General features: G+C 42.4%; 13 protein-coding genes. 3 read left to right on the top strand and 10 right to left on the bottom strand.

Annotated features, from left to right (window positions below):
- Positions 1–660, top strand: coding sequence for a class D sortase (locus ACFWE9_RS08190; RefSeq protein WP_230159012.1), 660 nt, complete (start codon positions 1–3; stop codon positions 658–660).
- Positions 661–732: 72 nt separating this feature from the next.
- Complete coding sequence (locus tag ACFWE9_RS08185) at positions 733–876, top strand: YwzD family small protein (RefSeq protein ID WP_230159013.1); 144 nt, start codon at positions 733–735, stop codon at positions 874–876.
- A 36-nt stretch (positions 877–912) separates the two neighbouring features.
- Here ACFWE9_RS08185 and ACFWE9_RS08180 read toward each other — a convergent pair whose 3' ends face one another.
- The 10 genes from ACFWE9_RS08180 to ACFWE9_RS08135 all read right to left on the bottom strand — a co-directional run bounded on the left by ACFWE9_RS08180 (position 913) and on the right by ACFWE9_RS08135 (position 14,078).
- Positions 913–1,431 carry an acyltransferase gene (locus tag ACFWE9_RS08180; protein WP_230159014.1) on the bottom strand — a complete coding sequence of 173 codons (519 nt, stop codon included), beginning with the start codon at positions 1,429–1,431 and terminating at the stop codon, positions 913–915.
- Positions 1,428–2,096, bottom strand: a complete 669-nt coding sequence (ppaX, locus tag ACFWE9_RS08175; RefSeq protein WP_230159015.1) for a pyrophosphatase PpaX — start codon at positions 2,094–2,096, stop codon at positions 1,428–1,430. Before ppaX ends, ACFWE9_RS08180 begins: the two co-directional genes overlap by 4 nt.
- Entirely contained in the window at positions 2,086–3,030 is a 945-nt protein-coding gene (locus ACFWE9_RS08170; protein WP_377356376.1) for a nucleoside recognition domain-containing protein, read from the bottom strand. The genes ppaX and ACFWE9_RS08170 overlap by 11 nt, the downstream gene beginning before the upstream one ends.
- A 27-nt stretch (positions 3,031–3,057) precedes the next feature.
- Positions 3,058–3,870, bottom strand: a complete 813-nt coding sequence (gene lgt / locus ACFWE9_RS08165) for a prolipoprotein diacylglyceryl transferase (RefSeq protein WP_230159016.1) — start codon at positions 3,868–3,870, stop codon at positions 3,058–3,060.
- A gap of 27 nt (positions 3,871–3,897) precedes the next feature.
- Positions 3,898–4,833, bottom strand: coding sequence for an HPr(Ser) kinase/phosphatase (gene hprK, locus ACFWE9_RS08160; RefSeq protein WP_230159017.1), 936 nt, complete (start codon positions 4,831–4,833; stop codon positions 3,898–3,900).
- An 827-nt stretch (positions 4,834–5,660) separates the two neighbouring features.
- The gene (locus ACFWE9_RS08155) at positions 5,661–6,761 is read right to left on the bottom strand and encodes a DUF4097 family beta strand repeat-containing protein (protein WP_230159018.1); all 1,101 of its coding nucleotides are present in this window, start codon (positions 6,759–6,761) and stop codon (positions 5,661–5,663) included.
- A gap of 230 nt (positions 6,762–6,991) precedes the next feature.
- Complete coding sequence (gene uvrA, locus ACFWE9_RS08150) at positions 6,992–9,871, bottom strand: excinuclease ABC subunit UvrA (RefSeq protein ID WP_377356373.1); 2,880 nt, start codon at positions 9,869–9,871, stop codon at positions 6,992–6,994.
- A 6-nt stretch (positions 9,872–9,877) separates the two neighbouring features.
- Positions 9,878–11,863: an excinuclease ABC subunit UvrB gene (uvrB, locus tag ACFWE9_RS08145; RefSeq protein ID WP_230159020.1), complete on the bottom strand. Its 1,986-nt coding sequence runs from the start codon at positions 11,861–11,863 to the stop codon at positions 9,878–9,880.
- A 218-nt stretch (positions 11,864–12,081) separates the two neighbouring features.
- Positions 12,082–12,312, bottom strand: coding sequence for a CsbA family protein (locus ACFWE9_RS08140; RefSeq protein WP_034309928.1), 231 nt, complete (start codon positions 12,310–12,312; stop codon positions 12,082–12,084).
- A gap of 188 nt (positions 12,313–12,500) precedes the next feature.
- Positions 12,501–14,078 (bottom strand): catalase, encoded by a 1,578-nt coding sequence (locus tag ACFWE9_RS08135; protein ID WP_377356370.1) that lies wholly within the window; start codon positions 14,076–14,078, stop codon positions 12,501–12,503.
- Positions 14,079–14,346: 268 nt separating this feature from the next.
- On the opposite strand from ACFWE9_RS08135, the gene ACFWE9_RS08130 reads away from it, so the two are divergent.
- Positions 14,347–16,575: an MMPL family transporter gene (locus ACFWE9_RS08130; RefSeq protein ID WP_377356368.1), complete on the top strand. Its 2,229-nt coding sequence runs from the start codon at positions 14,347–14,349 to the stop codon at positions 16,573–16,575.
- Positions 16,576–16,676: the final 101 nt, after the last annotated feature.

Below are 16,676 nucleotides of genomic sequence, written 5' to 3'. Positions count from 1 at the left end.
ATGAGCGCAAATAGGCAATCCAAGCATAAGAAAAAATGGTTACTTATCACTGCTGCTTGCTTTTTATCCTTAGGTTTTTATTTTACAACGACAAACGCCTATACACTATTGAAAGGCTATGCCATATATAAATGGAATAAGCATGAAACAACCGATGGGGCTGAGGTGAACGAGGCTACGGCTAAGATCCACGAGCCGAAGGCGCAAGCAGATATTCCCGACGGGGTTGAACTATATGATAAGCAACCGGAGACAGGTGATTTGATGGGGGAGCTTTATATTCCAAAAATTGAAGCAACACTCCCAATTTATCACGGAACCGACGAAGATGAGCTCGAAAAGGGTGTCGGCCATTATGCAGGTTCGGTTCTACCCGGTGAAAAGGATAATTCCGTTTTATCTGGTCATCGAGATACCATTTTTAGAGAGCTGGGTGAAGTCGGTCAAGGAGACTTGCTGATTGCCAAAACAGAAGCTGGTACGTTTACATATAAAGTGAGGAAGGTACGTATTGTCGATGCTGATGACCGTACCGTAATCGTTCCCAAGCCTAAAGCCACACTTACAGTAACAACTTGCTATCCTTTTTCATATATTGGTAGTGCACCAGAACGATACGTATTGGTTGCCGATTTATTGAAAACGGAAATAGCTAAATGAGATATGGGGACTGAAGTCATTCAGTCCTCTCTTCATTCATCATAAAAAGATGGTAGGAGGGCCAGTTTGATTATGGATAAACAAGCTCAGGAGAAGTTTTTCCAAATATTGAAAGACACTTATGAAACGACAGTGCACAAGGAAAATATATCGATCAACGAAGTCATTGATCATCTAAAGAATGAACTGACTCCACTATACCCAAAATGCCATTAAAAAAGGACGTGCCGCATAAATGGGCAAGTCCTTTTTTCATATGGAAGTTTGCTGATCCCTCTCAAGCATTTCCTCTTTGGTATAGATGATTTTCATTGGATTTCCGCCGACAAAAGCTCCCTCTGGAACATCCTTATGGACAAGTGTCCCCGCAGAAACAATCGCTCCATTACCGATTGTAAGTCCTGGAAGAATCGTAGAATTGGCTCCAATCAATACTTCATCTCCAATGACTACCTCTCCTAAACGGTATTCTTGAATTAAATATTCATGAGCAAGAATCGTCGTATTATAGCCAATGACTGTATTCATTCCCACGGATATTTTTTCAGGAAACATCACATCCGGCATGACCATCAAGGCAAAGGAAGTATGCTTTCCGACTTTCATATGTAAAAAAGTCCTATAAAGCCAATTCTTCATACCTAGAAAAGGTGTATAACGCGCAAGCTGAATCACCACAAAGTTCTTTACGACTTTCCAGAATGGAACGGTCTTATACACATGCCATAGTGAATTAGCCCCTTCAACTGGATAGCGGGTCGTGCGTCTCATCTTCTAGCCTCTGTGAGCTTTTCAACCTCAACGATATTTAATAAATCAGCCATTTGCTCAAGCATATAATCAGGATGATAACTTTCCAAAAATTCTCGGCCTTTAATGGACCATGAAACACCTGCCGTTTTTGTACCTGTATTTTTCCCACCGAGAATATCATGATAACTGTCGCCAATCATGATCGCTTCTTCGGGCACCGAACCGAGTTGATCTAAAGCTTTTAACAATGGCTCTGGGTCTGGCTTTGCATTTTCCACTTCATCCAGCGTGACCACCACTTCAAAGAATTGATCCAGTTTGCTTAAACTCAGGCCCTTTTCAACGACATCACGCTTCTTTGTCGTAACGACTGCCAATTTATAGCCGCTCTGCTTCAATGTTTGAACGGTTTCGAACACCCCGTCAAATTGTGTGACAAGCAAATCATGGTTCCGCCAATTATGCTCCCGATAATAAGCAATCATTTCATCCACTCGTTTCGGATCAATGGACGAAAAAGTATCAACCAAAGTCGGTCCGATGAATGGAATGATATCTTCCCGATTGAACTTTCCAGGACAAAAGTGGTTTAAAGTTTCTGTAAAAGAGGCGATGATCAATTCATTTGTATTGATCAACGTTCCATCAAGATCAAATAATAATGTAGTTATGTTACTGTTCATAAACAGCTTCCTTTCTATGTACACTGTCAGTCCGATTCCAAATATACGCAACCACCATCGTTAGAACAACAGCAGTGATTAACCGAATTAACAACAACGGCAATACCGGAATCCCCAGTGGTATAAAAATTAGTGTATCTTCTACAACAGCATGACAAGCAACTAAAAAAATGAATGCAATTGTCATATCCTTCTTCGAGACATTATCTTCTTTAGCTGCTTGAATCATTACGCCTGCCCCATATGCCAAACCAAGAGTAAGCCCTGTCACGAAAGGCATGGAAGCATTCGGCTTCATCCCCAGGACTTTCATAAAAGGAGCAAGGGCATTGGAGAAGGCCTCCAGCCATTTTAAATCTTTCATGATTTGAACTACTACCATAAGCGGGATAACGATGACCGCAAGATGGGCAATCCCCGAAAGAGCCTGAATGACCCCATGTAAAAGGATTTCCCCCGCTCCGTTCAACTCAGCAGTCCCGCCGTTAGCCATGCCTTGGGCCATTTCAGACCCGCCCTGCCAAACAAGATTGATGACGACTGCTGACAAAAGCGCCAGCCCGATCCGTACGGTTAAAATGATCCACAGCTTGACACCTGTTTTCATCGCCACACCTGATTCAATCAATAAATTATGTGAAAAAGATAGCATCATAGCGATAATAAATACTTCTTTCACAGTCCAATCAAGCGTTAATATGCCTGCAATCCCTGCATATAAATTCAGGAAATTCCCTAACACGAGCGGTATGGCAGCATCCCCTGGAAGACCGATGAGATTCATTAAAGGAGCTATCAAATTAATGATCCATGGCAATACAGGCGTGTATTGAAGCACAGTAACGATCAGAGTAACTGGAAATATCACTTTTCCCAAAGACCAGGTTGTATTCAAGCCAGAAAGAAGTCCCTTTTTAAGCGAATCTACTATCACTATGCCCTCTCCCTTTACACATATTCCCTATGCATCTAAATATCTTTTGTCTGCCTGCCCACTGACCCTTCTATAGACCATTAAGGCAATGGCTACAATTACTAACACAATGGAGATCACTTGTGCGATGCGCAGCGATTCCGTCAGCATCAAACTATCCGTCCGCAATCCCTCAATGTAAAAGCGGCCGATGGAATACCATAATACATATGTTAAAAATAGCTCACCCCTGCGTAAGTTCACTTTCCGTAAACTTAAGAGGATGATTACACCGATGAGATTCCAAATCGATTCATACAAAAAGGTTGGGTGATAATAAGTACCGTTTATGTACATTTGATTAATGATGAATTCAGGCAAGTGCATATTTTCAAGGAATGACCTTGTTATTTCGCCTCCATGCGCTTCCTGATTCATGAAATTACCCCACCGGCCAATCGCCTGCCCTAACAATAAGCTCGGTGCCGCAATATCCACCAGCTTCCAAAATGAGACTTTTTTGACCTTGGCAAAAACAATAACGGTCAACACCGATCCAATCAGCGCTCCGTGTATGGCAATTCCGCCATTCCATATTTTTATGATATCCCCTGGGTTTTGTGAATAGTACTCCCACTGGAATATGACATAATAAATACGTGCACAAATGATTGCGATAGGGACGGCAAACAAAATCAAATCCGTAAATATTTCCTTATCAAGACCTCTTCGCTCACATTCCCTTAAAGCAATAATAAGACCAAGTAACACACCGAAACCGATGATCAGTCCATACCAGTGCACCTGAATAGGACCAAGATCAATAGCGATCGGATTCAGTGGCTGTATTCCCTGTTCCATATTGTCCCCTCTTTTCCTTTATACCTTTTAAAATTCATCATGCTCCGGATCTGCAATCGCATGATTCAAGCGATCAGAAAACTGTTCTGCAGCATTTACTCCCATTCGTTTCAGGCGATAATTCATCGCTGCCACTTCAATAATAACAGCCAAATTTCGACCAGGACGAACGGGCACGGTAATCTTCGTCACTTCCGTATCGATGATTTTCATTTTTTCTTCATCGAGACCAACCCGGTCATATTGCTTGTTTTTTTCCCAAAGTTCCAGACTGATGACGATTGAAATCTTTTTATTACTACGGACTGCACCTGCTCCGAATAGAGTCATTACATTTATGATTCCCAATCCTCTTATTTCAAGAAGGTGTTCAATCAAATCGGGTGCATTCCCAACCAGCGTATCTTGATCTTCCTGGCGGATTTCGACGCAATCATCAGCAACTAGACGATGACCCCGTTTCACTAATTCAAGAGCTGTCTCACTTTTACCAACACCGCTTTTCCCGGTAATCAACACACCTAATCCATAAATATCCACCAATACACCATGAACAGCTGTGGTTGGTGCCAATCTACTTTCAAGGAAATTGGTCAGACGGCTGTATAAACGTGTTGTCTTCATATTAGATCTCATCACAGGAACGGATTCCCGCTCTGAAGCTTCAATCAACTCTATAGGCACTTCTTGTCCACGCGTAATGATGATGCCTGGAGTAAAGTCCCTGCATAACTCTTCCATCCTCTGTATTCGATCTGGTTCATTCAGCCGATTAAAAAAGGACATCTCCGTCATACCTATAAGCTGTACTCGATCCGCGGGATAATAATCAAAAAAACCGGCTATTTCAAGTCCTGGACGAGATAAATCACTTGTGACAATTGGCCGGTTAATTCCTTCTTCCCCACTGATAAGTTCTAGACCGAACGCTTCTACTATATCTTTTGTACGGACTTTTGCCATATATCTTTCCTCCTTTAGGAGCGATGCTATTTTTTAGAGATACTTTTTCTATTTTAGCATTTTTCTGTTAATAACCAAACAAAGCATTATCGATTTATTGTTTTTTTATTCACTCACCCGGATGATGGCAGCGGGAAGGTCCCCGTGTATAGGAAAGAGATGAGAGGAACATACCTGCTGCTTCCGCTCGTATGATTACAATGTAAAAGAAAGCCCTCCAGTTATATTTGCGGGTTTAACCTGTAGAGGGTTTGTAACATTTGAATGTTCTTTTCCATTCCAGGCACTCGCTTTCCGCGAACGGTCCAGGAGCATTCTCGGCTCTCTTTGCGCTTGCGGGGTCTTCCTTGGACACGTATTCCTAAGCGGGAGTCTCGTACCTTCCGTTACCATCGAACTTTTCTGAAGAGATTGGCTTTTTTTCGTGGTATTGAGAATCTTGGGTCAATCTCATTTCGGAGACGTTCTGATAAGCACACGTTTCTTTTCAAGCAATTTTCTTTTCAAATTTGTATATATTCGCATTCGCCTTCACATGTGTGGAATCAACGAAAGCGTGTAGGCAAAAGGGTTCTATCTAAATGTTAACGTACAAAACAGTTTACTCACTATTCCATGCACTTCAGACCGAAATTTTTTTTTGGAAACACATAGAAACAATTGAGCGCGTATTCGCAAATGCAAAAGAAAGCATGGTATGCGTTGGACAACGTTAGGGGGACTTAAAAATTGTCGATGCAGGAAAAGGGTTTTGGAATGAGAGCATTCCAAAACCCTTTTGTCTAAAAACTGAGCCCGCCAGTTAATATGGCGGGCTTTCTTTTTCTTCAGGAAACCGTTATCGCCGCAGTCTTGGTTTCTGCAAAAACATGAAGCACAGGAACCTCTTCTTTAACCGTCTTAAACTTAAGAACCTTTTGAACCACATCACTCTTCTCTTCGATGATGGTCATCCCTTCCAAACTTACGTTAAAACTTCCTAAATTAGATTTCAACTCTCCCTCAATGGCCTTACCAGGGGGCAGGATCAGCTTAACTTTTCCAGTAATGGACCTCGCATGTATAGAGTCACAATCCATCCCAAAATTCGAACAGACGATTTCACCGTTAAAGGTTTGGACATCCAGTTTCTTGAAGTACCCAGCGGCATTAATGGCTCCATTCAGAGTTTCGGCTTCCAAGTCATTAAAGTTTGTATCTGAAATGGTGATCATCCCGTTACCCGTTTCGAGCTCACACGAATCGCCTTTTCCTTGCATGATATGAATGGCACCATTCGCGGTTTTTGCTTTAAGGTTCTCTGATTTCAATGACTCAGTCGTTATGGCACCATTGAACAGTCTTACTTGAATGTCCTCATATTCCTTCCTTGGAATGTACATGATCGTATCGACTTTAATGGCTTTTTCCCGAACCTTGAACTTCATCTTTCCATCTTCAATCGAAAATTCAACTTCTTCTAAAAAGTTTTTTCTCGCTTCTTCTATATCTTCCACCCGGTATACCTTAGCATGGCATTCAACCCGAACATCCTTCTGATCCCATGTAGCAATTTTTACTTTCCCATTGGCTATATCTACATCAACTTCATTGAGGAAATCATAATCATGCTGGAAAATATGACTGACTTCCACAGATTTCCCGAAATTGAAATCAAGGTCTGTTTCTTTTATTTTCTTAAAAGCACTTTCAACGAAATCAATAATCTTTTCCTTCGATGACTGGATATTCTTCTTAAACGTATCCTGAGTACTTCCTTCGCTTTTCTTATCCACGACAACCGTCGATAATTCATTTTGTAGTTTCTGCTCTTTAGCTTCACTTTCCTGACTAGCTTTTTCTAAATCTTCTAAAAGGCCCATGGCTTCGTCCGCTGTTAACTTGCCATCTTGAATCATTTCTAAAATCTTCTTTCTTTCCTCCTGCATGAACATTCCTCGCTTTCTTCTATCATGTTATTCATACATACGCCTAGATATCTAAAAAGTTTCATAAATGCCGTTTTTCCCATCATTCGACAAAGTAATATGACAAAATCTGAAAAGGAAAAAGTATAATTTCCCCGGAAATATCTTGTTTATGCAGTATTTAATCAATTGATTGATTAATTTCACACTGTCATTTTTCTACAAAAAAACAAGCCCGCAGGCTTGTTCTATTAAGCATGTTCATGCTCCTGTTCTTTTTCTTCAATCCAATTTTCCATGCGAATTTGATCACGTGTAAGTACAGGTTTTAAATATTTACCCGTGTATGATTCGGAAACTTCACATATTTTTTCTGGTGTTCCATAAGTGACGATCGTTCCACCCTTATCTCCGCCTTCTGGACCTAGATCAATAATATGGTCCGCCGTCTTAATGACATCCAGATTATGCTCAATCACTAAAACGGTATCCCCATTATCAACCAGCCGCTGCAGGACTTCGAGCAACCTTGCTATATCATGGACATGAAGTCCTGTTGTCGGTTCATCCAATATATAAAAGGAGCGACCAGTGGAACGGCGATGCAATTCAGAAGCGAGTTTCACCCTTTGCGCTTCACCGCCTGATAAAGTGGTAGCTGGCTGTCCAAGCTTGATATATCCCAAGCCAACGTCAAAAATCGTTTGTAGCTTCCGTTTGATTTTCGGGATATTCTCAAAGAAGCTAACACCTTCCTCAACTGTCATATCAAGAATGTTGGAAATGTTTTTCCCTTTATATTTCACTTCAAGCGTTTCCCGGTTATAACGTTTCCCATGACAGATTTCACATGGTACATAGACATCAGGAAGGAAATGCATTTCAATCTTGATAATGCCATCACCACGGCATGCTTCACAGCGACCGCCCTTCACATTGAAGCTGAACCGTCCTTTTTTATAACCGCGTATCTTTGCTTCATTCGTTGAAGCAAAAACGTCACGAACATCATCGAATACCCCTGTATAGGTAGCTGGATTTGATCGAGGGGTTCTACCTATCGGTGATTGGTCAATATCAATGACTTTGTCTAAGTGTTCAATCCCTTTAATCTCACGAAAGTCCCCAGGTCTAGATTTTGCCCGGTTCAGTTTTTGAGCCAATGACTTATGGAGAATCTCATTCACCAATGTACTTTTCCCTGACCCCGAGACCCCAGTAACAGCTGTAAAGACTCCAAGAGGGAATTTCACATTAACGTTTTTCAAATTATTTTCCTTGGCACCTTTTATTTCAATGACACGGCCATCATTTTTCCGGCGTTCCAAAGGCAATGGAATGAACTTCTTCCCTGCTAAATATTGACCCGTTAATGATTTAGGATTATTCATGACCTCTTCCGGTGTACCAGCGGCCACTATTTCCCCTCCATGGGCACCTGCTCCAGGACCCACATCGATCAAATAATCGGCTGCAAGCATCGTATCTTCATCATGTTCGACGACAATAAGGGTGTTACCGATCTCGCGCATATTTTTCAGCGTTTCAATTAATCGATCGTTATCACGCTGATGCAGCCCAATTGAAGGTTCATCTAAAATGTACAGGACTCCCGTCAATCGGGAACCGATCTGCGTTGCCAATCGTATACGCTGCGCTTCGCCTCCTGATAATGTTCCAGCTGCCCTGCTTAACGTCAAATATTCCAAGCCTACATTAGCCAGGAAACCGAGCCGCTCGCGAATTTCACGTAAAATCAATCTCGCAATTGCAGCTTCCTTTTCCGTCAAGTCAAGCTCATCGAAAAATACTAACGCATCTTCCACTGATAAAGCGGTCGTTTCACTTATATGGACACCTTGGATGAGCACAGAAAGACTCTCTTTTTTCAATCGATGACCCTTACAGGTTGGACAGTGATGTTCTGACATATATTTCTGCATTTGCTCGCGGATATAGTCTGAACTCGTCTCCTTGAAGCGCCTTTCGATATTTCTTAAAACTCCTTCAAAAGGAATATATCCTTCTTGCACTCTTCCAAAATCATTTTTATAACGGAAATATATCTTATCCTTGCCTGAACCAAGCAAGACCTTCTCCATCTTCTCTTCCGGTAAATCCTTAACGGGCACATCCATATCTATCCCATAATGATTGGCTACCGCTTCAAGAAGCTGAGGATAATATTGTGAGCTTGTCGGCTCCCATGGTGCAATCGCATTTTGACGGAGGCTCAACTCCTTATCCGGTATGACCAGATCTCGGTCCACTTCAAGCCTTGCTCCCAAGCCATCACAATCCGGACAGGCTCCAAAAGGGCTATTGAAGGAGAACATTCTTGGCTCTAACTCTTCAATCGAAAAGCCGCAGTATGGGCACGCATGATGTTCACTGAACAGCAATTCTTCTTCACCCATAACGTCAATGATGACTTTTCCTTCGCCAAGCTTCAGAGCACTTTCCAATGAATCTGCAAGCCTTGCCATGACCCCCTCTTTAATGACAATCCGGTCTATAATGACTTCAATTGAATGTTTTTTATTCTTTTCGAGAGTGATCTCTTCACTAAGATCATGCATTTCCCCGTTCACACGGATGCGGACATATCCTTGTTTCTTAACTTCCTCCAAAACTTTTGCATGTGTCCCTTTTCTGCCTGAGACAAGCGGTGCCAATACCTGAAGCTTGGTACGCTCAGGGTAATCCAAAATGCGGTCCACCATTTGCTCAATCGTTTGGGAGGTAATCTCTATATGATGGATCGGACATGTCGGCCTGCCGACCCGTGCATATAACAGCCTTAAATAATCATAGATTTCCGTAACAGTCCCTACGGTTGAACGAGGATTTCGACTGGTCGTTTTCTGGTCTATGGAAATGGCTGGTGACAAACCTTCAATTGCATCGACATCCGGTTTATCCACTTGACCTAAAAATTGACGCGCATAAGCGGACAGTGATTCTACATAACGTCTTTGCCCTTCTGCATAAATCGTATCAAAAGCCAAGGAAGACTTTCCGGATCCGGACAATCCAGTTAGAACGACAAGTTTGTCTCTCGGTATCGTGATATCGATATTCTTTAAATTATTGGCCCTGGCGCCTTTTATCACAATCTTATCCATTGCCATGTTTCGTCACCCTTCCGCTTTTAACTCTAGTATTAAATCACGCAGCTCGGCAGCTCGCTCGAAGTCCAGTGCCTTTGCCGCTTCCTTCATTTCTTTTTCCATGCTTGCCATCACTTTCATACGCTCTTTTTTAGGAAGCTTGGCGAGGCTTGGTGCAAGATCCTTTTTGTACGCTTCTCCTTCTTCCGCTACATGAGTAGCCTTTATGGAGTCTCGGATATCTTTTTGAATGGTTTGCGGCAGTATTCCATGCTCATTATTATAATTTTCTTGAATTACACGGCGCCGTTTCGTTTCATTAATGGCAAGTTCCATCGAATTCGTGATGCGGTCTGCATACATGATGACGTGACCGTTGGCATTACGGGCGGCACGGCCCATCGTTTGAATTAGCGATCTTTCTGAGCGAAGGAATCCTTCTTTATCGGCATCCAGAATGGTCACTAATGAAACTTCCGGAATATCCAATCCTTCACGTAAAAGATTGATTCCAACCAATACATCATATTTGCCCATTCGCAGCTCCCGGATGATTTCTATCCTTTCGAGGGTTTTCACTTCCGAATGAAGGTACTGGACCTTGATGCCTATTTCCTTTAAATAATCAGTTAAGTCTTCAGACATCTTTTTCGTTAATGTCGTAATGAGGACACGTTCGTTCTTTTTGACCCGATCCTGTATTTCACCAATCAAGTCATCTATCTGCCCTTCAATTGGCCGTACTTCAATCGTTGGATCCAGCAAGCCGGTAGGACGGATAATCTGCTGAACCATTTCTGGTGTATGCTCAAGTTCATATAGTCCCGGAGTTGCCGAAACGAATATCGATTGATGGACCTTTTTTTCAAATTCTTCAAATCTTAGCGGACGGTTATCTTTTGCAGACGGCAGACGGAAGCCATGATCGACGAGTACTTGCTTACGTGCCTGATCTCCATTGAACATGCCCCTGATTTGCGAAAGGGTTACGTGCGATTCATCCACGACCAGCAGAAAGTCTTCAGGAAAATAATCCATTAACGTGTACGGCGTCGCACCTGCCGGACGAAGCGTTAAATGTCGGGAATAATTCTCGATCCCTGAACAAAAGCCCATTTCCCGCATCATTTCCAAATCATATCGGGTCCGTTGCTCCAAGCGCTGGGCTTCAAGCAATTTTTCATCTTCCCTTAATTCCGTCAATCGTTCTTCCAGTTCAATCTCGATATTTTGGATGGCTACCCTCATTTTCTCTTCGCGGGTTACGAAATGGGAAGCCGGAAAAATGGCAATATGTTCGCGTTCACCGGTGATTTCACCAGTAAGGGCATCGACTTCGCGGATACGGTCAATCTCATCCCCGAAAAACTCGACCCGTACGCAATGTTCATCGCGGGAGGCCGGAAAGATTTCGACCACGTCGCCGCGAACGCGGAAAGTCCCCCGTTGAAAGGCAATATCATTTCGTTCATATTGAATATCCACAAGTCTGTGCAGCAATGCATTTCGTTCTATTTCCATGCCAGTTCGGAGAGAAACGACCATCTCCCGGTACTCTTCAGGGGAACCCAGACCATAAATGCACGATACACTGGCAATGATGATGACATCTTTCCTTTCGAACAAAGATGAAGTTGCCGAGTGACGCAGTTTATCGATCTCATCATTGATGCTTGCATCTTTTTCGATGAATGTATCAGTGGATGGAACATAAGCCTCTGGCTGATAGTAATCATAATAGCTAACGAAGTATTCGACGGCATTATTAGGGAAAAACTCTTTGAACTCACTGTAAAGTTGCCCTGCCAACGTTTTATTGTGGGCGATGACAAGAGTCGGTTTATTGATTTGCTGAATCACATTGGAAACGGTGAAAGTTTTCCCTGTCCCCGTCGCCCCCAATAATGTCTGCATTTCCTTTCCTTCTTTAATGCCATCGACAAGCATTTCAATTGCTGCAGGTTGATCCCCTTGAGGAGAGTATTTTGAGACTAACTCAAATTTATCCTTCACCAAGCATAGCCTCCTATTGAAATATTTTTATATAAAAAACGGGACATGACCATATCCCTTCTATTTATTCCGGTTTATGAATGTATATATACACATTCTACCACAATAGCCTCAAAACAAACCAGCAAAAAGCGAACATCCATTCTGTTTTTAGGATATGGACTCTATGGGCGTCGGAGTGTAAATGCAAGTTGAGTACAAAAAAAGCACCTTTGATGTCAGGCGCTCTTGGATGTTCGTTTCATCATTCTTTTTGATAACCAAAATCCCACTGTCAGGGATAATGCATCAACGATGATCAATAAATTTGTATGCGTATAACCTTTATATGCAGACGCTGTAATCAGGGCAACAGTTAAAACAAGTCCCACGACATTGTTATAGGTAACCCTTGAAAATAACATGACAAGTAGACAAGGAAGGAAAAGGGCAGAAAGAATTTTAATCATTTTTTCATCTCCTTTATAAGAGAAAAATAGAGTAGTTTCAGTTTAAATGATTATGAAGTTTTTTGCCAATCTATTTCCTGCTTGATTTCATATCTTCTTCAGAAGAACGTTCCAGCCATTCACTCAATTATTCCCATAAAAAAAGGAAGCCAACCCTTTTAAAAGGAGTAGCTTCTTTTTTTGACCAATCAATATGGATCTGCTTCATGTCCTTTTTTTGCTGCATCCTCTGGGTTATCCGTTCCACCTAGAGGTTTTGAAGAATTCGTATGTTCAGAAGCTGAAGCTAGTCCCTCTTTTAGTCTGCGGCCATATTCTTCATCAGCCTCTGCAGCAAGAGCTATCATTTTTTCTTGAATGCGTGGGTCTGCCGGAGCTAATGCCGAGACTAAATTGGAGATTAAATCATCTCTCTCCCAATCTTCAAATTCACGATATGTTTCACCAGCCTGTTTCGTATTGCTTTGGCGATCAATTGTTTCACGGACCAGTTTTCCTTCTACAATTGGTGTATGCTCTTTACCCGTTTGCTCGGCTTCCTTCAACCCGCCTACAGTTGATGGCTCATAGTTGATGTGAGGGCTTTGATTCCCTCTGCCAACTTCATATTGCATCTGGCCGCCAGTCTGATTCGTGGCTGTTGGTTTCTTTGGAGCATTAATCGGCAATTGCAGATAATTCGCTCCAACTCGGTGACGTTGTGTATCAGAATAAGAGAATGTACGTCCCTGTAACATCTTGTCATCCGAGAAGTCCAGTCCGTCCACCAAGACGCCCGTACCGAATGCAGCCTGTTCGACTTCAGTGAAATAGTCTTCCGGATTTTTATTCAGTACCATCGTACCAACATGCAGCCATGGGAACTCATCTTTCGGCCAGATCTTCGTATCATCCAGCGGATCAAAATCCAACTCAGGATGATCATCATCACTGATGATTTGTACGTTTAAATCCCATTCCGGATATTCCCCACGTTCAATCGCTTCATATAAGTCCTGTGTGGCATGATTGAAATTCGTAGCTTGAATTTCATTGGCCTCTTTCTGTGTCAAGTTCTTGATCCCTTGTTTCGGTTCCCAGTGATACTTGACAAGTACGGCTTTGCCTTCTTCATTCACCCATTTATAAGTATTGACGCCCGACCCTTGCATCATTCGGTAATTGGCTGGAATGCCCCAAGGGGAGAATACAAATGTGACCATATGAAATGTTTCCGGTGAGCTGGAGCAAAAATCGAAAATCCTTCTGCCATCCTGGATATTCGTGACCGGATCCGGTTTGAAGGCATGAATCAAATCAGGGAATTTCATGGCATCCCTGATAAAGAAAATTTTCAGGTTATTCCCCACAAGATCCCAGTTTCCATCTTCCGTATAAAATTTAACGGCAAATCCCCTGGGGTCACGTAGCGTTTCCGGGGATGTCCCTCCATGGATTACAGATGAAAATCTAACGAATACCGGTGTTTTTTTACCTTCTTCCTGAAAGACTTTCGCTCTCGTATATTTTGAAATCGGCTCGTCCCCCGCTTTACCAGTCGGAACAAAGTAACCATGGGCACCCGCACCACGGGCATGCACGACCCGTTCCGGAATGCGCTCCCTATCGAAGTGACTGATCTTTTCCAGGAAGTCATAGTTCTCCAATGTACTTGGTCCTCTGTTCCCCACAGTTCGAATGCTCTGGTTGTTCGTTACAGGGTGCCCTTGCCTGTTCGTTAATGTTTCATTAGATTCATCATTTGTTTTTTTGGATTTATTGGACAAAAAATCCCTCCTCTGTTAATAAAAGCCATAACACTACTTTACTTTCCCCAATTCCCTATATTTAACTCTCCAAACTTCATATTTACATACCATTCATCAAATGAGTGCTTTTTTCCTATAGGAGAATGAGGATATTTTCATACACCCTACTAAGTTTCATAATTAGGATGAAAAGCCTTTGAATGAGCATACCCATTTTTGTATAAGTCAACAGGACGCCATTATAATGAAGTAAGGACAAAAAAAATTCAAAAGCGAGGTACCCTCATTGGACGAATCAGTATTAGGAAGACTTAGCAGGATGATGACTGGAAAAGCTAGTCGCTGGGTTGTCATTGCTGTATGGCTAATTGCAGCAATACTATTAACACTCACATTGCCTGACGTAAAGGATCGAACAGCAAATAATGCCGCGGATTTGCCTGCAGACTCAGCTTCTGTTGTGGCTGATGAACTTATTAAAGAAAAGTTCCCCAATTCGTCAGGGATACCAGCCTTACTGACATGGCATCGGGAAGGCGGACTGACAGAAGCCGACTTGGCTGAAATCCAGTACCTTTCCAAAGAGCTGACAGATAATCCACTGAATCAGCAATCTTTTTTACCACCGCTTCATGAAATCCCGTTGCCCGCTCTGCAAGGGTCTGTTTCAGAAGATGGCATGACTTTCGTACAGCCGCTCTTCTTTAAAGAAAAGACCGAGACTGCCATTCTGGAAAAAAATCTTGAAAGCATTAATGAAATCGTTTCAGAACGCATTGGAACAGACCCGTTCAAAGTCCCGATAGATTCAGATCATTTATCCCTTCGTGTAACAGGCCCTGTAGGGATATCCGTCGATGCAACGGGATTATTTTCAGGTGCTGATTTCCAATTGCTTTTAGCAACCGTAATACTTGTACTTGTCGTCTTATTACTCATTTACCGTTCCCCGCTTTTAGCCATCATTCCTCTAATCGGAGTAGGCTTCGCCTATCTGGTCACAAGTCCGATTCTTGGATTCATGGCAGACCATGGTTGGATCACTGTCGATTCACAAGCCATTTCAATCATGACCGTATTATTATTCGGTGCTGGAACGGATTATTGTCTATTTTTAATTTCTCACTTCAGAAGTGAATTAAGGAATCATGAAAGTAAACGGGAAGCAATGATTGCCGCATTTAAAGATTCGTCCGGCGCAATTGCGATGAGCGGCCTTACGATCGTCATCTCCCTATTAACATTGCTTGTAGCGAAATACGGAGCTTATCACCGGTTCGCCGTACCCTTTGCCTTGTCCATTTTAATCATGATGGTGGCAGCTTTAACACTTGTACCGGCATTGCTTTCTGTATTTGGGCGGGCTTCCTTCTACCCGGTTGTTCCGCGCACACCGGAAATGGAAGAAGCACGGGCTAAGAAAAAAGGGAAAACCGTTAAAAGGCATAAAGAAACAGGCCGCATTGGTAATTGGATTGGTCATATTGTCACAACCAAACCATGGACTGTCATTCTTGCATGTTTGATCATCTTTAGTGTTTTAGCTGGATATTCTTCGCAAATAAAATATTCTTATGATATTCTCTCTTCATTCCCTGAAGATATGAACTCCCGAGAAGGCTATGCCGTCATTTCCGACTCGTACTCACCAGGTGAACTGGCGCCAGTCACAGTGGTTGCCGATACAGATGGTAAGGATATTGATTTAGCGGCATCATTAAAAGAGATGAAAATCGTTGAAAGTGTTGCAGATCCCGTTAATAGTAAATCCAATAAAGATCTGCAGTCATATGAAGTCACATTCAATATAAACCCTTATGATATTGAGGCCATTGATTCTATTCCGGACATTCGCACCATAGCGGAGAAAGAATTAAAAGCGGCCAATGTCACTTCCGTTGGTGAAAAGGTATGGATTGGCGGGCAAACTGCAACTCAATTTGATAAAAGGAATACTGTAAAAGCCGATGAATTCATGATTATCCCGATTATCATCGTCTTGATTTCCTTGCTTCTTTTAGCCTACTTACGATCTATAACAGCCATGGTTTATTTAATGGGAACTGTGATTCTCTCTTTCTTTGCAGCCATGGGCTTAGGCTGGATAATCTTGCACCACTTCATGGGAGTGGATGCCATCGAAGGGACAATTCCACTATATTCATTCGTGTTCCTCGTTGCATTAGGAGAAGATTATAATATTTTCATGGTTTCGAGCATTTGGCGGAAGAAAAAGACGAGGCCAATCAAGCAGGCCATTAAAGAAGGAGTTGCCGAAACTAGCGGTGTCATCACATCAGCCGGAATCATCTTAGCGGCCACCTTTTCCGTTCTTGCTACACTGCCGATTCAAGTATTGGTTCAATTCGGACTGATTACTGCTTTAGGTGTGTTAATGGACACTTTCATCGTCCGTCCATTCCTGGTTCCTGCAATTACCGCGCTCCTTGGCCGTCGTGCCTTTTGGCCAAGTAAAGCCAAACACCATGAAGAGAATGAACATGCCAATTATTAAAGAGGGTTAGACTTTCCCTTTTCCTAAAAACCCTGTGCCCCTATGAAGCACAGGGTTTTTACATGTTTTCTAAATTTAGGGAAAAAACCAGTTGACACTAT

Origin of the sequence: Peribacillus sp. NPDC060253, assembly GCF_042727425.1 — a bacterium.
Taxonomy (GTDB): domain Bacteria; phylum Bacillota; class Bacilli; order Bacillales; family DSM-1321; genus Peribacillus.
Note: the sequence above shows the minus strand (reverse complement) of the source record. Positions and strands in the feature narration are given on the sequence as shown.